The organism is Allorhizobium undicola ORS 992 = ATCC 700741 (genome assembly GCF_000621665.1).
Taxonomy (GTDB): Bacteria; Pseudomonadota; Alphaproteobacteria; order Rhizobiales; family Rhizobiaceae; genus Allorhizobium; species Allorhizobium undicola.
Genome location: NZ_JHXQ01000014.1, coordinates 12,619 through 30,523 on the forward strand (window position 1 = coordinate 12,619; position 17,905 = coordinate 30,523).

Genomic DNA, 17,905 nt, shown 5'->3' on the forward strand with positions numbered 1-17,905 from the left:
GCAAGTAGCTGCGAGGAAAGCCCCCCGCACGAGGGCGGGGATGGCGCGGTTCGGTACGAGTCGCGGATCAAACGAAGGTGAAGTCCCACGCGCTCAAGCCGAAACCGGCTAGGGCGGCCGCGCTGTGGATGCCACCGAAATGAGCGAAATCCTCCGCGTGGTTCTCGGAGGTGACATAGGCCAGATTCGCTGATTGGGTGCCGGGATTATAATACACGATAATGTCGCCAGCGTGCTCACCGGAAATATCACGCGCGACATCGGAGCCATTGAGGTAAGACTCGGTGATCACCACAACGTGCTCGCCGTTCGCCCCCGAGGCCGCACCGCTGTAGAAAGTGCTTACGGGGTGGCCACCTCGTGCACTTGAGTTGTCGACGAAGTTCGCGCCAAAACCGTCATTATAGAGGCCTACCGCATCGAAAGCAAGAGTGTCCTCCGCCGGATCGAAATCCAAGATGTTGGTATTGTCCGGGTTCGGCCCGAACTCTAGGTCAACTCCGGGGATCGGGTTGTGGAATTGGAATACAAAGGTGTCGTGGCCGTCGCCCCCGGTCAGAGAATCCCTGCCGTCACCCGCGAAGAGGACATCGTCGCCGGAACCGCCATAGAGCTTATCATTGTCCTCATCAGTGATGCGTGGGTTGTCGCGGCCGTTGTCGCCGTAGAGGTAGTCGTTGCCAGCTTCGCCGAAGATGTGATCATTGCCGGCGCCGCCGAAGACCCGGTCATTACCTGTGCCGGCCGAGATGGAATCGTTGCCGGCACGACCGTCGATCCAGTCATTGCCGGAAATATCCCACATCACATCGTCACCACTGGTGCCAAAGAGACTATTATCATACGGGCCACCTTTGATAGACATCCAGAAAATCCTTATGTTGCAGCCCCAGACGCCCCCTCAAGCTTTCATATTCCCCTTTGGATAATGATGATAATTGATTGTTTTGATGGAGCGCATTGACATAATGGATGCATCCACGGGCACTTTCCCTCACAGCTTGGATTTGCGGGCCGACTCCAACGGTGGCGCGGGAATAAACATGCTGGCCCAGGGGGAGCAGCTCCCGCTGTCTACCTCCTGCGGCCCGAACATAGCCGCTCCTCGATTCACTGTGGTCAATCAAGCGCTTCACAACCGCCTAAACTAACCATGCACGCCAGTTGCCGTTCTAAGAGTCTGCTCGAAAAGGCTTCAACGAAATCCGTATCTTGCGAGCCGTCGGGTGATCAGGCGTATGTGGGCAATCATAATCGAGGTTTCGGCTGATGCGATGGAACGTTCGACGTCCTTTGCCAATCTCCGGCACCTGCCGAGCCAGGCGAAGGTGCGTTCGATGACCCAGCGACGCGGCAGAACCTCGAAGCCTTTGGCCTTGTCGGAGCGCTTGATGATTTCAATCGTCCAGCGCCCGATCTTCTTCAGCCGCCGCTTCAGCTTGTCGCCCGCATAGCCGCCATCGGCAAATACATGCAGCAACCACGGCCACCTGTGGCGAATGGATTTCAGGAGATCGGGAGCACCATCGCGATCCTGAATGTCGGCGCTGTGCACAATGAGGCCAACCATCAGGCCGAGCGTATCAACGATCATGTGGCGCTTGCGGTCTTTGATCTTTTTGCCCGCGTCATAGCCCCGGATACCACCGCTTTCCGTGGTTTTGACTCTCTGGCTGTCGATGACACGGACCGTCGGTTAGGCCTCTCTGCCCTCCAGCTCGCGGGCCTCCATTACCAGATGATGGTTGATGCGGGACCACAGCCCCAATGCCCGCCATTGATAGAAATAGCGCTGGACGGTCGAGCAGGGCGGAAAATCCTTCGGCAACATGCGCCACTGGCAACCGGTCGTAGCGATGTAAAGCAGGGCGTTGACGACCTCACGCAAATCCGTGGTCCGCGGACGACCCAGCCGGCGGGGCATGGGCAGAAAAGGCTCAACCAGTGCCCATTCCCGATCTGTCATGTCGCTTGCATAGCGTGCCGTCCACCGGGCATATTGCCAGCGGGCATGATCCGATCGTCTACACGCATCGAGATCGTATCGAACGATGCTTCAGCCGCCTCAAACACTTTCGCCGTGTTGCCACGCGCTATGAACGAAGGACCGTTCACTTACTGGATTAATCCATCTCGCCGCCATCATGATCTGGATACGATGAATGTCGATCGGTCCTGGCTCAGCAACCCGCCGTCCATAGCGCCCTCGCTTTTCCTAACGCTCTCCGGTTTTGTTGGTATCTGGCGCCACCCTGCTCATCAAGTCGCAACTGCCGCAGCGCCTTTTTGACGATCATCATTCTCCTTCGATCCAAAAAATTAGCAAATATTTGTTTTTAAAATCTATTGAATTAGTAGAGATTGAGGCCAAGGGAGTTTAAACAATGCGTGTAGTGATCATCGCAGGAAGCGTTTCAAATCCGTCTCGGACGGTCGAGCTGGTCAGGGCCATTGCCCATCAGATCGCCAGCGTGATTGCTGTCGATATCCAGCATGTTGAGCTTTCCGCGGCCGCTCCCGTTCTCTTCCGCGCTTTGCGAGCCGATCAGCTTGATGCGGAAGGCAGAGAAATCATCAAAGCCATCGAGGAAGCTGATGTGCTGGTGGTTGGTTCGCCAGTCTACCGTGCATCCTACACCGGTGCCTTGAAGCACCTGTTCGATCTCGTTGATCACCGGGCGCTGACAGGCAAGCGGGTGTTGCTGGCCGCTACCGGCGGCACGCCTCTGCACGGGTTGATGATCGATCACCAACTGCGTCCTATGTTTGCCTTTTTCAATGCGCTGACTGTGCCGACCAGCGTGTATGCGACGACTACCGATTTTTCCGGGCACCAGTTGGAGAACCCGGAGGTGCAGACTCGCATCGAGCGGGCTGTCGGGGAACTCGTCACGCTTCTGCCGGCCGCCGTTCATCGTCCCTCGCTCATCCCGTCTTCAACCATTCCGGCTCACGCTTGATCCATCTGGAGGAACCCATGTCCCATCATCACCGAGATCCCGTCAAATTCGCCTACTGGGTGCCGAACGTCTCCGGCGGCCTGGTCATTTCCAACATCGAGCAGCGCACCAGCTGGACGATCGACTATAACCGCAAGCTGGCGCAGATCGCCGAGGCGAGCGGCTTTGACTACGCGTTGAGCCAGATCCGCTTCACGGCGGGATACGGCGCAGAGAACCAACACGAATCCGTGTCCTTCAGCCATGCGCTGCTGGAAGCGACGACGACCCTCAAAGTCATCGCCGCCATTCTGCCGGGCCCATGGAACCCCGCTCTGGCGGCCAAGCAGATCGCTACCATCAACCACCTCACCAATGGTCGTGTGGCGGTCAATGTGGTCAGCGGCTGGTTCAAGGGCGAATTCCACGCCATCGGCGAGCACTGGCTGGATCACGACGAGCGCTATCGCCGGTCGGAAGAATTCATCCGTGCCCTTCGTGGCATCTGGACCACCGACAATTTCACTTTCCGGGGCGATTTCTACCGGTTCCAGGATTATTCCCTCAAGCCGAAGCCGATTGATCCGCAGCCGGAGATCTTCCAGGGTGGCTCCTCACGCGCCGCACGCGACATGGCGGCGCGTGTGTCCGACTGGTATTTCACTAATGGCAACACGCCCGCAGAAATCAGGAAGCAGGTGGACGATATCCAGGGCAAGGCCCGAGTAAACGGCCATAGTGTCAAGGTCGGCGTCAATGCCTTTGCCATCGTGCGCGATACGGAGGAGGAGGCGAAAGCCGTTCTCGCCGAAATCATCGAAAAGGCAAATCCGGAGGCGGTCAATGCCTTCGGCCATGAGGTGAAGAACGCCGGCAAGGCATCGCCGGAAGGCGAAGGCAACTGGGCAAAATCGTCCTTCGAGGATCTGGTGCAATACAATGACGGCTTCCGCTCCAATTTGATCGGCACGCCGGAACAGGTGGCCGAGCGGGTCGTGGCGTTGAAGAACGCGGGTGCGGACCTGATCCTGCTCGGCTTCCTGCATTTCCAGGAAGAGGTCGAGTATTTCGGCAAGCACGTGATCCCTCTGATTCGGGAACTGGAAGAGGCGCAGACCAATCAGGCAGTTGCTGCCGAATAAGCCACAGGACAGGAGGGCGGCGAGGCGCGGGTAACGCATCTTCGCTGCCCAGAAGAATGATGCAACACGTCTGCGTGCTTCCGAGCGAGGCCGCGGTGTGAAGGGAAGCGCTTGCCCATCGCTAACCGATGCTGCGGGCCAGGAGACAGGGGGTCAGGACACGATGACGATCGCTCTTCAGGCGGAGAGGTCCGGTGTGTTAGCCGGAGATACAAGATCCGGTGGCCGGGATGCCTTCGGGTATGCTGCCACCCGTGACCATCCCCCATCCGCAGCCCTGTCGTTGCACGGCGTATCCCTGTCCTTCGGTGGGGTCGTTGCGCTGAGCGATATCGATCTCGAGGTGAAGCGTGGCGAAATCCGGGCGATCATCGGTCCGAACGGGGCCGGCAAGAGCTCGATCATCAACGTGATCAGCGGCGTCTATCGTCCGGACCGGGGACATGTGTCGATCGGCGGCCAGCGCTTCGCCAGTGTGCCGACGCAAAAGCTCGCCCGGCTCGGCATTGCCCGCACCTTTCAGAACCTCGCCCTGTTCAAGGGCTTGACCGTCCTTGAAAACGTGATCACCGGCCGCGGCTACCGGAGTAGGGCGAGCTTCGTGGAGCAAATGATCGGATTCGGCCGGGCGGCCCGCGAGCAGGCCGATGCGCGCGACCGCGCCGCTGCAGTGCTGGATTTCCTGCATCTCGATGCCTTCGGCGACCGCCTGGCCGGGACCTTGCCCTACGGGCTGCAGAAGCGCGTCGAACTGGCCCGCGCGCTGGTCGCCGAACCGGACCTCCTGCTTCTCGATGAACCCATGGCGGGCATGACTGCCACCGAAAAGAACGAGATGGCCGGCTATGTGCGCTCCGCGCGCGACACCTTCGGCACCACCGTAGTGCTGATCGAACACGATATCGGTGTGGTCATGGGTCTCTCCGACCATGTGGCCGTGCTGGATTATGGCCGGAAGATTGCCGATGGCACGCCGGCGGATGTCGCTGCCGATCAAAGGGTGATCGATGCCTATCTGGGCGTAGCACCGCAAAACGAAGACGGGGAGGGCATCTGATGGCCGATTTCGACGGGTTGTTCTTCACCGAAGTGCTCGTGGGCGGCTTGCTCTCGGGCGTCATGTATTCGCTCGTCGCGATCGGCTTCGTACTGATCTACAAGACCTCGGGCGTGCTGAACTTCGCGCAAGGGGCCATGCTCCTCTTTGCGGCGCTCACCTTCGTCAGCCTGACGGAGCGGGGCCTCAGTTTCCCGCTAGCGTTCGCCGCCACCTTCGCCATCATGATCGTGCTCGGCATTGGCATCGAGCGCGCGGTGCTGAGGCCGCTGACCAACAAGCCGCCGATCACCCTCTTCATGGCGACGCTCGGTCTTTCCTACGTCATAGAAGGCGCGGCCCAGCTGGTCTGGGGCACGCAGGTGCACGGGCTCGACCTCGGCGTCGAAGACGTGCCCTTCGACGTCGCCGGTGTCTTCATCAGCCAGTTCGACATCTTCGCCGCCGTGGTTGCCATTGGTCTGGTCGCAGCACTTTCCGCCTTCTTCCGCTATACCCGCATCGGTCTGGGTTTCCGCGCCGTTGCTGACGATCAGTTCGCCGCACTCGCAGTCGGCTTCAAGCTGCACTGGATCTGGGCGAGCGTCTGGGCGGCGGCGGGGCTGGTGGCGTTGGTCGCCGGGCTGCTCTGGGGTGCCCGGTCCGGTGTGCAGTTCTCGCTGTCGCTGATCGTGCTCAAGGCGCTGCCGGTGCTGGTTCTCGGCGGTTTCGACAGCATTATCGGCGCCATCGTCGGCGGATTGCTCATCGGCACCTCGGAGAAGCTCGCAGAAGTCTATATCGGTGACTATTTCGGCGGCGGCATCGAGGGCTGGTTTGCCTATGTGGTCGCCCTGTTTTTCCTCCTCGTCCGGCCTACCGGTCTCTTCGGCCAAAAGCTCGTGGAAAGGGTCTGATTCATGTCTGCCACTCCCTCCGACCTGTCCCCGTCATTGCCTGGCAAGGCGACGTCCCTGCCGTCCTCGGTGGCTCCGCTTCTGGTGCTTGTCGTCGCCTATGGTGTCATCCCGGCCATTGGTACAAGTTATCTGTTCGAGGGTATCCTGCTGCCGTTCCTGGCGTTCAGCCTGGCAGGCGTTGGTCTGAATATTCTCACTGGGTATGCCGGTCAGGTATCCCTCGGATCCGCCGCTTTCATGGCCGTCGGCGCCTTTGCCTGCTTCAACTTCGATCTCCGCGCCGGGTCGCTGCCGCTCCTCGTCAGCATCCTTGCCGCCGGTTTCTCGGCTGCGGCCATCGGCATCGTTTTCGGCCTGCCGAGCCTCCGGCTGCGCGGCTTCTATCTGGCGGTATCGACGCTGGCAGCACAGTTCTTCGTACAATGGGCGCTGTCCAAGTTCAGCTGGTTTTCCAATGACAGTGCCTCCGGCGTCATCGATGCGCCGGCGCTGACCATTGCCGGCTACACGTTCGAGGGGCCGGTAGGGCGCTATTATTTCGCACTAATCATTGTCACCGTCTTGACCTTTCTTGCCCATCGTCTGGTTGCCTCCCAGACTGGCCGCAACTTCATCGCGGTGCGCGACAATGAGACCGCGGCGCGGATCATCGGCGTGCCGGTGCTGCGCACCAAGCTGCTGGCCTTTGCCATTTCCTCCTTCATCATCGGTGTCGCCGGCGTGCTTTGGGCCTTTTCCTATCTGCGCACGGTGGAGTCGGCAGGCTTCAATCTCGACCGCTCGTTCCAGATTCTGTTCATCATCATCATCGGCGGGCTTGCTACGCTCCGTGGGGCCTTTTTCGGCGCGGCTCTGATCGTTGTCTTCCCGCTGGTCCTGTCGCGGCTCGGCGCCTTCGTCTTCGGCGATCTCTTCGACAGCGGCGTGCTCGACATGGCCCAGCGCATCGTGCTCGGCACACTCATCATCCTCTTCCTGATCCTGGAACCGGACGGACTTGCCGCCCTGATGGACCGGATCCGCAAGGGCATCGGACTGCCCGGTCCATCCTGACCGCCCACAGTCCGCAGATCCCGTATTCCCTATCCGCCTTCTAACCCTTCCGGCAGCCCTCGGCATCGGTCAACCCTCGGAGTCTATCTATTATGAGCCTCATTTCGAAATTCAGGATCGCGGCCCTTGCAGCCGGCATCGCCTTCAGCATCGCCCTGCCAGCCGCCCATGCGGACGAGCAGTATTTCCCGCTGCAGAGCTACCGCGTCGGCCCCTATGCGGCAGGCGGCACCGGCTTCTTCGGTGGTTTCATCGATTACCTCAACCTGATCAACATCCGCGACGGCGGTGTGAACGGCGTCAAGCTTACATGGTCGGAAGCCGAGACCCAGTACGAGGTCGAGCGCGGTGTCGAGGCCTATGAACGCCTCAAGAGCAATCCGAATGTCGCCGCCTGGAACCCGCTCTCGGTCGGCATCGCCTATGCCATGATCGACCGCATTACGGCCGATAAAACACCGCTGATCACGATCAATCACGGCCGCACCGACAGCACCGACGGCCGCGTCTTCCCTTACGTCTTCCCGCTGCTGCTCAACCCCTACAGCGAAACCTCCGGCATCGTTAACTACATCGGCTCCAAGCTGGGCGGCAACGACAACCTGAAGGGCAAGAAGATCGTGGTGCTCTATCACGGCTCGCCCTATGGCAAGGAAACCATCCCGATCTATGAACTGCTTGCCAAGAAGTATGGGTTCGAGGTGCAGCAGATCGAAGTGCCGCATCCGGGCAATGAGCAGCAGGCCCAGTGGCTGACGATCCGCCGTGCAAAGCCGGACTATGTAGTCTTGCGCGGCTGGGGTGTGATGAACCCCGTCGCCCTGAAGACGGCTGCCAAGACCGGCTTCCCGGTCGATCATATCATCGGCAATGTCTGGTCCAACTCCGAAGAAGATGCGATCCCGGCCGGTGACGCCGCCAAGGGTTATACCGCCATCACCACGCAGGCCTCGGGCGCGGAATATCCCGTCGTCAAGGAAATCGTGAAGACGGTTTATGATGTCGGCAAGGGCAATCTGGAAGACAAGAAGCGTATCGGCTCCGTCTACCACAATCTCGGTATCGTCAACGGCATCCTGAATGTCGAGGCGATCCGCATCGCGCAAGGCAAGTTCGGCACGCGCACGCTGACCGGCGACGAAGTGCGCTGGGGCTTCGAACACCTGCAGCTCGACCCGAAGCGCGTCGAGGAACTGGGTGCCAAGGACCTGTTCCACTCGATCAACGTCACCTGGGATAACCACGAAGGCAATGGCTACGTGACCTTCCAGCAGTGGGACGGCGCCAAGTGGAAGGTGGTGTCCGACTGGATCGCGCCGGACTGGGCCCTGCTTCGCCCGATCATTGAAAAGTCCTCCGAGGCCTATGCCAAGGAGAAGGGCATCAAGATCCGTACCGCCGCCGATGCGGACGCCGTGACCAACTAAGCCAAGTCTTTCCCGGCCCCGGCGGCCTCCTTGGAGGGACGGGCCGGGCTATGGGGAGCTTCTGAACGCGGATATTGCGAGGTGCGGATCTCATGACGGACAATACGGTGCTGGCCGTCGATCGGCTGGAGGCGACCTATACCCACACTATCACGGCGCTGCACGGAGTTAGCTTCTCCCTTGCCCGCGGCGAAATCTTGGCGCTGCTTGGCGCTAATGGCGCGGGCAAGACCACGGTGTTGAAAGCTGTTTCCAATCTGCTGCCTGCCGAGCGCGGCCAGATTACCGCCGGGACCATCCGTTTCGACGGGATCGACGTGACCAGAACCCGACCAGCGGCGCTGGTGCGGGCAGGATTGGTGCAGGTGCTCGAAGGACGGCACTGCTTCCGCAGCCTGTCGGTGGAGGAAAACCTGATTTCCGGTGGCCTTGGACGGAGCAGTTCGCGCACCGAAATCGACGGTGATCTCGAACGCATCTACGCGCTCTTCCCTCGCCTGAAGGACAAGCGGCGCACCGCGTCCGGCCTGACCTCGGGCGGCGAGCAGCAGATGACGGCGATCGGCCGGGCGCTGATGTCGCGGCCGCGTCTGCTGGTGCTGGATGAACCATCCATGGGCCTGGCGCCCATCGTGGTGCAGGACATTTTCCGCACGCTCCGGCGCCTGAACCGGGAGGAAAGCCTGTCCATCCTTGTTGCCGAGCAGAATTCGGCAATCGCACTCACCTATGCCGACCGCGCAGTCATTCTCGAAAACGGCACGGACGTGCTGACAGGTACGGCACGAGAGATCCGCGCCCGCGACGACGTAAAATCCTTCTATCTCGGCCAGAACAACCGGGTCACGCCTCGTTCCAACCCATCCAGTCCGGCGTTGATGGCCTGAACTTGACCCCTTTCGAAGAGGAGATATTCCTATGACCATCAATGCGATCAACACCGAAAATGCCGCCAAGGCGGCGCCGCCCGTCCCACGGCCAACCGAGCCCGCCCATATCATCCGCTCCGACGAAGAGGCGATTGCGGTTGCCGAAAGGCTCGCCGCGGACTTCGCGGTCGGCTCCGCTGAGCGCGACCGCGACCGCATCTGGCCGGTCAGGGAACTCGATGCCTTCTCTCAGAGCGGCCTCTGGTCGATCAACGTGCCGAAGGCCTATGGCGGCCCCGAGGTGTCCTATGCAACCCTGGCGAAGGTGGTGGAAATCATCTCCGCCGCCGACAGCTCCATTGGCCAGATCTCGCAGAACCACCTGGGCGTGGTCGCTGCCATCCGAACCGTCTCGGATGAGGCGCAGAAGGCACTTCTGTTCGCCGAGGTGCTGCGCGGCACCCGCTTCGGCAATGCCTTTTCCGAATTCGGCTCCAAGCGCGCCGCCGATTTCGAAACCCGCTTTACCGATGCCGGCGACCACGTGATCGTCAATGGCCGCAAGTTCTACTCCTCCGGCGCGCTTCTGGCTCATCTGGTGCCGATCGTGGCGCTGGATGACGAAGGGCGTGCTTGGTATGCGATTGCCGACCGGGATGCGCCGGGCCTCACCGTCATCGACGACTGGACCTCCTTCGGCCAACGCACCACGCTCTCCGGCACGGTGCTTCTGGACAATGTCAAGGTGCCGAAGACACACCTCGTTCCCGGCTACAAGGGCTATGCGGTGCCAACCGCCGATGGTGCCATCTTCCAGATCATCCAGGTCGCGGTCGATACGGGCATCGCCAAGGCCGCCATCGATGAAACGGTGAATTTCGTGCGCACCAAGAGCCGCGCCTGGGTGGATTCCGGCGTCGAAAATGCCTGGGACGATCCCTATACCATCCAGGCCGTGGGCCAGCTGGCGCTGCATCTGCATGCAGCGCAGGCGCTGCTGGAGAAGGCAGGTCTTGCAATCGACAAAGCTGTTGCCGAGCCGAATGCCGAAACGGTGGCTGAGGCTCAGATCATCACCGCCGAGGCCAAGGTGCTCTCCACCGAGATCGCCATAGAGGCCACCAACAAGCTGTTCGAGCTTGCCGGCACGCGCTCGACGCTTGCCGAACACGCCCTCGACCGGCACTGGCGCAATGCCCGCACGCATACGCTGCACGACCCCGTCCGCTGGAAATACTCAATCCTCGGCAAGTACTTCCTGAACGGCGAAAAACCGCCGCTGCATGCCTGGAGCTGAGCGTCACATGGAGGGGCGGTGAGCCGCCCCTCAAACTCTTCAAGCCTAGCTTTACATTTGAGTGCGGAGCGCAAGGCATATGTGACGAGGGCCGCTTCAATCTATTCACTCCTTAGTTGAATTGCCCCCCATACACTCGAACCCACTATGGCTGAATATGATTGTCTGACCTCGCAAGATGCTGCAGTCATGCGCATTGAGATGGATATCTATGGCTTCTGCCAATCGGTAAGGTCCATGAGCGGGGTGGGGTCGTGTCCGATGCGGAGTAAACTGAACCAATAGCGGTCTGTCTGCTCCCGGCGACAGAGGCCCGGCAGTAGGAATTCGCCGGATCGCAGGCGTTCAGAGAAGGCCCGCAGCCCGCCCGCTTCTACGCGTGGCGTTGTTGTAATAGCTCGATGCCTGCTGCACCGACCGATGGCGCGACTGCTCCATTGCCTCGGGAAGCGGGATGCCGCGATTGACAGCCTCGGTCAGATAGCCGGATCTCAACCCGTGCGCAGAAAACTCCCCAACCTCCAACCCGGCCATCGCCACCCGCTGCTTGACGATATCATTCACCGCCTTCGGATCGAGCGCGCGGTGGCTCACGTTGCCCCAGCAATCGATCGCCCTGAATACGCTGCCGCTGTCGATCTTCGCGGCCGCCAGTCAGGCGTTCAACGCCTCGACCGGGCGGCCGGTAAGATAGACGACCTCTTCCTGGCCTGAGCCAGAATTCTTGGTGCGTCCGAGATGGATGGACAGCGAGGGGGCTTCCGTCCTCGACGGTCAGCGGTGGCTCGATCGTCAGCTGTTCCTTGCGCAGAGCGGCGACTTCGCTGCGCCGGCGCTCGCCGGAGGCAAAAGCAACCATTAGGATGGCGCGGTCGCGCAAATCGCGCAGGCTGTGGTCGTCGTAAGTCGCCAGCAACTTTGCCAGCACGTCGCCGGTGACTGCCTTTGCGCTCTTGCGGCGACGTTGTCGCGGCACGGCGCGCCCGGCGAGCCGGAGCGCCGACTTGAGGGCAGGGGAGGCCAAGGCGCCGTCGAGGCCGCGCCACTTGGTCAGTGTCGACCAGTTGGCGAGCCGCCGGCGCCACGTGTCGGGCGATGCGGGCCGACTGCTTTGAGAAGGCCGCTGTCTCGCAATGCCTGGTCGACATCGACCGGTATGCCGTGCTCGGGATCGTTTTCCCGCTTTGCCGGATCCCACAGATGATGGGCGACGAATTTCAGCAGCAGCGCTTCCGGCGCCGGCCAGGGCAGAGGCGTCCCGATCGCCGCCGCACACCAAGCTTCCAGGTACGTGAGATCCGAGGTCAACGCTCGAAGTGTGTTTTCGCCCATGCCCTCGTTGACGAGGTGTTTGAGGGTCTCGACGTCGTGGTCGGTCAACAGCTCCGCGAGCCTGTGACGGCGGTCGATCGGCAACACGGCGCAATCGTGTCCAGAGCCGCAACGCGCGCCGAGATCGATGCGGGAAGATCAATGCTCATGCTCGATTGGTCCCAAAATGACCACGCCTTCCGAGCGTGCGGCGTCCGCCAACCGGCGGTCGAGCGTGGCCAGCGGCAGTTGCTCAAGCAGTGCGATGGCAAGATAGGCCGCGTCGTAGGCGCTGAGACGGTACTTGCGCGACAGGCGCACCACCTCGGTATCGTCGCCAGGGCCGCCAAGCTGCAAGGGCAGTCCGCGGAAACGCGCCAGCGCCGAATGCACAAAATCGTCCGAAATCCGGCCGCGCTGCTCGGCGCTCAAGAGAATGCTGCGGATCTCATGGCGCAGCAGATCGGGCGCTATGGCGTCTTCATCGGCCATGCGCGCCATCGCTTGCTCGGCGAGCAGATTTTCCTCGTCCGGCAGCAGCCAGGCGCCGGCGATCGAGGCGTCGACAACAAAGGTCATCAGCGACGGCCTTCCTGTTTCCAGTCCTGGATTTCTGCTTGCGTGACCGGCTTGGCCTGTGCGCGCAGAGCCCGAACGGCCTCGATGGCGGCCAGACGCTGGCGACGTTTGTCGATGGCGACCAGGCGGGCGATCGGATCATTGCCGCGGGCAATAATAAAGTCCTCGCCGGCTTCGACCCGCGCCAGCAGGTCGGAGAGGTGGGTTTTGGCCTCGGCGACCTTGACGGTGACAGTCATGACGATTCCTTCACTGATCGGGTTTTTGCGCGCTTTCGTGCGGAGGATAGAGGCAATATCAATATTGGTCAATGGGTGGACTATCTGGCATCCGATAAGTATCCCTTATCAGAAATTAGCCATCTCACGCGATTTTCTTGCCATCTGGCGCCGCAATCCCTATTATAAGTTCAAATTCTCCACGAGGTGCACCATGTCCGAACCACAGCTTTCCATTCGCAGCAGCAAGGCTCGTGACCTGGCCCACGCCCTCTCCCGCCGGACCGGTCAGCCGATCAACCGTCTCGTTGAGCTCGCGCTGGAGCGCTATGACCAGGAGCTGCGAGCTGGAAAAACCCGTTATCCCATGGACGCGGTATGGGATCTGGCTGCCGAGGATCTCGACAAAATCGCACCTGGCGCCACATCCAACCATGATGAATTCTACGACGAAAACGGTCTGCCAGTATGATCGCCGTTGATACCTCTGTCATAGTCGCGATATCGATGAAGGAGCCAGAAGCGGAGACCTTCAGAACACTGTTGGGTCGTGAGCCGATCATCATAGGTTGGCCGACCTTGTTGGAGGTGCGGATGGTTCTGTCGGGCAAAGGTTTCGTCAGTGCCGCCAGGATCGTTGAGCGGCTTGCCAAAACTGCGAATGTCACGACCGTCGCATTCGATGAGAAGCACTATCGCTCAGCCGAAGACGCTTTCGAGCGTTTTGGCCGGGGGCGCCATCCAGCTGCCCTGAACATGGGCGACTGTTTCTCCTATGCCGTTGCCGCAATCGCCAAGGCGCCGCTCTTGTTCAAAGGGCAAGACTTTGGGCTGACGGATCTCAAACTGCATCCGTCGTCATCAACGACATGACACACCTTGGCCGCGATAACATTGATGGCCGTGCTGAACAGCTCGATACGATCGCCGCCGTTCTCCCAATGGAGCGGCGCGATGAGCTGGCCGAACTGCTGACCGACGAGGATGTCGAGACACTCCGGCACCTCGTCAACCAAGGCATGGGCGCCAATACGCTGCGAGCGCTGACCTCGGATCTCGCCTATCTTCAGGCCTGGTCACTGGCAGCGACAGGAAACGCTCTCCCCTGGCCGGCACCCGAAGCGCTTCTTCTGAAATTCGTGGCCCATCATCTTTGGGATCCGGAAAAACGTTTGAGCGATCCACAGCATGGCATGCCAAACGGTGTCGAGGACAAGCTTAGGATACAGGGGGTTCTGCGCTCAGGCGGCCCCCATGCGCCAGACACCGTCCGCCGACGGCTGGCCACCTGGTCAACACTGACAAAATGGCGTGGGCTCGACGGGGTGTTTTCCTCCCCTGCCCTGAAATCCGCCATCCGGCTGGCCGTGCGCGCGACGCCGCGGCCGAGAAAGCGCAAGAGTGCCAAGGCGGTCACGGGTGATGTTCTCTCCCAGCTGCTTGCAACTTGTCAGAGCGACAGTCTGCGCGACCTCCGCGACCGCGCTATCCTGATGGTCGCCTTTGCCTCTGGTGGTCGACGCCGCAGTGAGATCGCCGGGCTGCGCAAAGAGCAACTGAGCAGAGAGGCGCCCATTCCTGTTGCTGAAGGTTCTCCGCTTCCCTCGCTGTCCATCCACCTGGGGCGCACCAAGACCAGCGGTGGCGACAATGACGAAGTCGTTTATCTCACCGGCCGTCCCGTCGAGGCGCTGAATGCATGGATGGCCGCTGCGCGCATCGAGCTTGGCAGTGTGTTTCGGGCGATCGATCGTTGGGGCAATGTCTCTACCCGCGCGCTTGATCCGAAGGCGGTCAACGATATCGTCAAGCAGCGCGCGCTTCTGGCAGGACTGGATCCGGCCGAGTTTTCCGCCCATGGCCTGCGATCAGGCTATCTCACCGAAGCAGCCAATCGCGGCATTCCGCTACCCGAGGCTATGGAGCAGTCCCGGCATCGGTCCGTACAGCAGGCGTCGAGCTATTACAACAATGCAACGAGACGAAGCGGGCGAGCTGCTCGCCTGATGGATTAGGACAATACCGCGCGGACGCAGAACATGACACGCGCTGGCCTCTTCTCTCTTAGAACTGTAAAGAGTTCGATAACCGAACCGGAGACCCGCTTGGAAATTGTTACCATCGAGACACGCACAGACTTTGCCACTTGGGCAATAGAACGCGCGCGTGCCATTGTCGCCGAACAGGGCGGAGATCTTGCCGTCGCCGTACGTGATATGGACGAAACACAGATAGGTGTTGCAGGAAATGCCTTAGGCCAAGCGATCGTTGATGCGCTTCTCGAGGTCTTCGATGGCTTGAGCCCAGAAGAATAGCCAAAGCACCGGCCTTTTGGCGGACAGGCGATATCGCGCACGATGAACCCGGACTGAGCGGAAAGAACGGCTCGATCTTCGCCATCTGAGCGGGGAGAGCAAAAACAAATCAGACATGGCAAACTCCTTTGCCATCATGAATCACATCAATTGCCTCATTGCAAATTAACAGGTCCTGACCCTAGAAGGGGCCACCACAAGATGGGTGTTTATCATAGTAGCTGCTCGTCACGGCGAATGAATCCACGAAACAGGATGTTCGACACTGATGTAACTTCTGGCAATGTGCACATTCTGGGGCGATGACTTTCTTGTCTACAGTCCTTGCGCGCAGAGCGGCAAAAGCATCTCCGTGCCAGATTGCCTCAAGCCCGGCTTCAAAGACGTTGCCGTAAGTGAACTCCTTCACGCCGTGCATCTTATCGCAAACTGAGACATCACCGCTTGGGAAGACCGACATGCCCATATTGATGCCACCGCAGGGATACCACTCATCGTCCTGCCATCTTTTACCGGCATCTTTCGGTAAATACACGACACATGCTTGCGCGTACTCATCGCGCTTGCGCCGTACCAGTTCTCTGACGTGGGCTAACTCCTCTGCCGTTACATTGATCGCGTCGTTGGCATCAGCCCGGATAGCACCCTTCTCCATATGAGATATGCCAATTTCTGCAACCCTTGCTTCCACCAGGAAATCGATCAAGTCTTCAATCATGTGCTGCGTGGCCGGCGTTAGAACGCTTTTCACAATGACCCGGATCCCAGCCTCTTGTAGAAAGCGGATTGCGTTCACAACCTTCGGAAAGTGCCCACGGGATCTAGTGACTTCATCATGTAGCCGTGGTGTTGAGGCATCCAAGCTGATTGTCATTTCTTGCATGCCAGCTGCAGCCAGCCTTGGCGCTATGCTTGGATCCGTCCCGATCACAGTGCCGTTGCTGGTAAGGATCGGGATCATCCCAAGTTTTAGAACCCTCTCCACCAACTCGAGCCACCCCCTGAACATCGTCGGCTCACCGCCTGTTAGCCCCAGAAATACGACGCCCCAGTCTGCCGCCTCATCCACGAGTTCAAGACACTTCCGTAAGTTCCACCGATGATCGCTCTCCTGAAGGCGATTCTGGTAACAGTAAGAACAGTTAAAATTGCATTTGAATGTCAAATTTAAACTCACTCCCGCTGGGACAGGCCACTTCCCCAGGGCGGCGGATTCTACGATCGACGTGTTGGCAGGATAAAGGAACTTCTTTGGGTCAAATCGCTTTTCGGAAGGTAGTTTTGATTCGAATGTGAGGAAAACCCGATACAAGTTGAGCAAATGTTCGACTTGCGATTTTGCGTCACCTTCGGATAGGCCAAATGTATGGCCGTACACGTATGCAATCTCGGTGGATAGGAGCAAACCTCCACACAACGATAGAAAGAATGCATGGGAGGGATCGATTATTCTGATTTGCGACGGATGGCGCCCATGGACCAAGGCATAGCCTGACATCGGCTTAAGTCGCACACTCGTTTCAAGACAGGGGGGTAGCTTCCAGTGATTCTTCATCTGATATTATCCCGGCTGTACAAACGTTGGGCGGCAGCCCTGCCGCCCAACGCTGCTCAATTCAAAGTTGCTGCACCGCGATACAGGTGGATAAAGCATTCCAACAGCCTGGCGCACAACTTGCGGCCTCTCTTCCCTCTTGAAGGCGCAGCGCTCTTGCCTCGGCACGGGCGGCCTCGGCGCGAAGCTGCTCAGCCAATGCCTTTAGATGTTCTGGGGTGTGCAACAGTCCTGGTTGATCCGTATTAGTTGCCATTGCCATGCTCCTTTGGTTGACGAGACCCCTAGAGGGAGCCCGAGCTATTCCCGGCAAAAATCGTGCCGCATCCCTCAAGGTGGGGGAACTTGGAATATCGAAACCTGAGAAAATTTCCGCTCCTGCGGATATAATACCAAGGCTCGAAGATGCTCACGCATCCTCACCTTGAAGATTTTTCGAATATCTCAATTGCCTCAGGGGCTTAAGATATTGAAAACGGGAATACCAAGTGTCATTTTCAATGACCATTGGCATAAGAGCATATCCAGCAAAGTGTGTTCGTTTTTACGTCCAGAAATGCGTCAAAACAAGAAGTTAGCGCAATGCAAGCGAACCCGTGTTCACCGGAAAAGGTCGAGAGCGAACTCGTGGATTGGAAGTTTTGCGATTAGCACGCACCTGCTGGCGAGGCGCAATTTGTAGCGATACAAGCGGTCGCGTCGACAATTTGTCGGTACGGCGACACAAGTCCCTGCCAACCCTTCTTGGGGCAAAACAAGATCTGTTCCTTGAAACATGCTAATACGAATGGTCATTGAAAATGACACTTGGTATAACGGCCTCGTCGGCGATCCGGGCACAGGCGAAACACATGTCGCGGCCGCTCTCATGCGCGCGCGGCGATTTTTTGACGGGGTTCAGCCAACCTTGCGGTCGCGGCTTTGGGCGAGACGGTAGCTGTCGCCGTTCATCTCAAGGATGTTGACGTGGTGAGTGGTGTGATCGAGCAGATTGAACTGATTGGGTGGATGCCTCCTCCGGCCTGCGTCGGAGTATGATGCCTGCCTAGCGCCACCCCATAGCGCTTCGACAACGCCATCAGGCTCTCTTGACTATTTTGTATTGCTCGACGGATTGTCTCAGTCGTCGTGGCGCTTGTGTGTAGAAATTGTCCCATAGTGCATCTCTCCAAGCATGGGAAAATAATACACCATTAAAGGCCGGGTCTGTACGCTTCCTTAACCAACCGCACAGGGCGGCAAGC

General features: G+C 59.4%; 16 protein-coding genes and 4 pseudogenes. 12 read left to right on the forward strand and 8 right to left on the reverse strand.

Going from position 1 to position 17,905, the window contains the following annotated elements; all coding sequences use genetic code 11:
* Positions 1-67 precede the first annotated feature (67 nt).
* Entirely contained in the window at positions 68-865 is a 798-nt protein-coding gene (locus T424_RS0112890) for a calcium-binding protein (protein ID WP_027488096.1), read from the reverse strand.
* A gap of 330 nt (positions 866-1,195) precedes the next feature.
* Positions 1,196-1,966 (reverse strand): annotated as a pseudogene (locus tag T424_RS20945) (IS5 family transposase).
* 418 nt (positions 1,967-2,384) lie between these two features.
* On the opposite strand from T424_RS20945, the gene msuE reads away from it, so the two are divergent.
* From msuE to T424_RS0112940, 8 genes are all read left to right on the forward strand, one after another.
* Complete coding sequence (gene msuE, locus T424_RS0112905) at positions 2,385-2,960, forward strand: FMN reductase (RefSeq protein WP_027488098.1); 576 nt, start codon at positions 2,385-2,387, stop codon at positions 2,958-2,960.
* Positions 2,961-2,977: 17 nt separating this feature from the next.
* Entirely contained in the window at positions 2,978-4,081 is a 1,104-nt protein-coding gene (gene sfnG, locus T424_RS0112910) for a dimethylsulfone monooxygenase SfnG (RefSeq protein WP_027488099.1), read from the forward strand.
* Between the two features lie 163 nt (positions 4,082-4,244).
* Entirely contained in the window at positions 4,245-5,138 is an 894-nt protein-coding gene (locus T424_RS0112915; RefSeq protein ID WP_027488100.1) for an ABC transporter ATP-binding protein, read from the forward strand.
* Complete coding sequence (locus T424_RS0112920) at positions 5,138-6,034, forward strand: branched-chain amino acid ABC transporter permease (RefSeq protein WP_027488101.1); 897 nt, start codon at positions 5,138-5,140, stop codon at positions 6,032-6,034. Before T424_RS0112915 ends, T424_RS0112920 begins: the two co-directional genes overlap by 1 nt.
* A gap of 3 nt (positions 6,035-6,037) precedes the next feature.
* Positions 6,038-7,090, forward strand: a complete 1,053-nt coding sequence (locus tag T424_RS0112925) for a branched-chain amino acid ABC transporter permease (protein WP_027488102.1) — start codon at positions 6,038-6,040, stop codon at positions 7,088-7,090.
* 92 nt (positions 7,091-7,182) lie between these two features.
* Positions 7,183-8,517 carry an ABC transporter substrate-binding protein gene (locus T424_RS0112930; RefSeq protein WP_027488103.1) on the forward strand — a complete coding sequence of 445 codons (1,335 nt, stop codon included), beginning with the start codon at positions 7,183-7,185 and terminating at the stop codon, positions 8,515-8,517.
* Positions 8,518-8,609: 92 nt separating this feature from the next.
* A complete protein-coding gene (locus T424_RS0112935; RefSeq protein ID WP_027488104.1) occupies positions 8,610-9,404 on the forward strand; it encodes an ABC transporter ATP-binding protein in 795 nt (264 codons plus the stop codon).
* Between the two features lie 31 nt (positions 9,405-9,435).
* Positions 9,436-10,683, forward strand: coding sequence for an SfnB family sulfur acquisition oxidoreductase (locus T424_RS0112940; RefSeq protein WP_027488105.1), 1,248 nt, complete (start codon positions 9,436-9,438; stop codon positions 10,681-10,683).
* A gap of 345 nt (positions 10,684-11,028) precedes the next feature.
* Here T424_RS0112940 and T424_RS20950 read toward each other — a convergent pair.
* From T424_RS20950 to T424_RS0112965, 3 genes and pseudogenes are all read right to left on the reverse strand, one after another.
* Positions 11,029-12,164: pseudogene (locus T424_RS20950) on the reverse strand (tyrosine-type recombinase/integrase).
* Positions 12,154-12,573 (reverse strand): type II toxin-antitoxin system VapC family toxin, encoded by a 420-nt coding sequence (locus tag T424_RS0112960; RefSeq protein ID WP_027488108.1) that lies wholly within the window; start codon positions 12,571-12,573, stop codon positions 12,154-12,156. Before T424_RS0112960 ends, T424_RS20950 begins: the two are co-directional and overlap by 11 nt.
* Positions 12,573-12,812, reverse strand: coding sequence for a type II toxin-antitoxin system Phd/YefM family antitoxin (locus T424_RS0112965; protein ID WP_027488109.1), 240 nt, complete (start codon positions 12,810-12,812; stop codon positions 12,573-12,575). The genes T424_RS0112960 and T424_RS0112965 overlap by 1 nt, the downstream gene beginning before the upstream one ends.
* Positions 12,813-13,005: 193 nt before the next feature.
* Between T424_RS0112965 and T424_RS0112970 the strand changes: the two genes are divergently transcribed.
* From T424_RS0112970 to T424_RS0112985, 4 genes are all read left to right on the forward strand, one after another.
* The gene (locus T424_RS0112970; protein ID WP_027488110.1) at positions 13,006-13,263 is read left to right on the forward strand and encodes a type II toxin-antitoxin system VapB family antitoxin; all 258 of its coding nucleotides are present in this window, start codon (positions 13,006-13,008) and stop codon (positions 13,261-13,263) included.
* A complete protein-coding gene (locus tag T424_RS0112975; RefSeq protein ID WP_051558964.1) occupies positions 13,260-13,664 on the forward strand; it encodes a type II toxin-antitoxin system VapC family toxin in 405 nt (134 codons plus the stop codon). Before T424_RS0112970 ends, T424_RS0112975 begins: the two co-directional genes overlap by 4 nt.
* Complete coding sequence (locus tag T424_RS0112980) at positions 13,661-14,806, forward strand: tyrosine-type recombinase/integrase (RefSeq protein WP_027488112.1); 1,146 nt, start codon at positions 13,661-13,663, stop codon at positions 14,804-14,806. The genes T424_RS0112975 and T424_RS0112980 overlap by 4 nt, the downstream gene beginning before the upstream one ends.
* 90 nt (positions 14,807-14,896) lie before the next feature.
* Complete coding sequence (locus T424_RS0112985) at positions 14,897-15,106, forward strand: hypothetical protein (RefSeq protein ID WP_027488113.1); 210 nt, start codon at positions 14,897-14,899, stop codon at positions 15,104-15,106.
* Positions 15,107-15,287: 181 nt separating this feature from the next.
* On the opposite strand, the gene T424_RS0112990 is transcribed toward T424_RS0112985, so the two are convergent.
* The 3 genes and pseudogenes from T424_RS0112990 to T424_RS22580 all read right to left on the reverse strand — a co-directional run.
* Positions 15,288-16,661 carry a radical SAM/SPASM domain-containing protein gene (locus T424_RS0112990; RefSeq protein WP_084268494.1) on the reverse strand — a complete coding sequence of 458 codons (1,374 nt, stop codon included), beginning with the start codon at positions 16,659-16,661 and terminating at the stop codon, positions 15,288-15,290.
* Positions 16,662-17,558: 897 nt separating this feature from the next.
* Positions 17,559-17,651: pseudogene (locus T424_RS22150) on the reverse strand (AAA family ATPase); the annotation flags it as partial.
* A 62-nt stretch (positions 17,652-17,713) separates the two neighbouring features.
* Positions 17,714-17,818, reverse strand: a pseudogene (locus T424_RS22580) (IS481 family transposase); the annotation flags it as partial.
* Between the last annotated feature and the right edge of the window lie 87 nt (positions 17,819-17,905).

What these genes read in the sequence shown, in the direction of transcription:
- T424_RS0112940 (WP_027488105.1), top strand. Translation starts at nt 9,436, where the DNA reads ATGACCATCAATGCGATCAACACCGAAAATGCCGCCAAGGCGGCGCCG.
- T424_RS0112920 (WP_027488101.1), top strand. Translation starts at nt 5,138, where the DNA reads ATGGCCGATTTCGACGGGTTGTTCTTCACCGAAGTGCTCGTGGGCGGC.
- T424_RS0112935 (WP_027488104.1), top strand. Translation starts at nt 8,610, where the DNA reads ATGACGGACAATACGGTGCTGGCCGTCGATCGGCTGGAGGCGACCTAT.
- T424_RS0112925 (WP_027488102.1), top strand. Translation starts at nt 6,038, where the DNA reads ATGTCTGCCACTCCCTCCGACCTGTCCCCGTCATTGCCTGGCAAGGCG.
- T424_RS0112990 (WP_084268494.1), bottom strand. Translation starts at nt 16,661, where the DNA reads ATGAAGAATCACTGGAAGCTACCCCCCTGTCTTGAAACGAGTGTGCGA.
- msuE (WP_027488098.1), top strand. Translation starts at nt 2,385, where the DNA reads ATGCGTGTAGTGATCATCGCAGGAAGCGTTTCAAATCCGTCTCGGACG.
- T424_RS0112960 (WP_027488108.1), bottom strand. Translation starts at nt 12,573, where the DNA reads ATGACCTTTGTTGTCGACGCCTCGATCGCCGGCGCCTGGCTGCTGCCG.
- T424_RS0112965 (WP_027488109.1), bottom strand. Translation starts at nt 12,812, where the DNA reads ATGACTGTCACCGTCAAGGTCGCCGAGGCCAAAACCCACCTCTCCGAC.
- T424_RS0112980 (WP_027488112.1), top strand. Translation starts at nt 13,661, where the DNA reads ATGACACACCTTGGCCGCGATAACATTGATGGCCGTGCTGAACAGCTC.
- T424_RS0112975 (WP_051558964.1), top strand. Translation starts at nt 13,260, where the DNA reads ATGATCGCCGTTGATACCTCTGTCATAGTCGCGATATCGATGAAGGAG.
- T424_RS0112915 (WP_027488100.1), top strand. Translation starts at nt 4,245, where the DNA reads ATGACGATCGCTCTTCAGGCGGAGAGGTCCGGTGTGTTAGCCGGAGAT.
- T424_RS0112930 (WP_027488103.1), top strand. Translation starts at nt 7,183, where the DNA reads ATGAGCCTCATTTCGAAATTCAGGATCGCGGCCCTTGCAGCCGGCATC.
- T424_RS0112970 (WP_027488110.1), top strand. Translation starts at nt 13,006, where the DNA reads ATGTCCGAACCACAGCTTTCCATTCGCAGCAGCAAGGCTCGTGACCTG.
- T424_RS0112890 (WP_027488096.1), bottom strand. Translation starts at nt 865, where the DNA reads ATGTCTATCAAAGGTGGCCCGTATGATAATAGTCTCTTTGGCACCAGT.
- sfnG (WP_027488099.1), top strand. Translation starts at nt 2,978, where the DNA reads ATGTCCCATCATCACCGAGATCCCGTCAAATTCGCCTACTGGGTGCCG.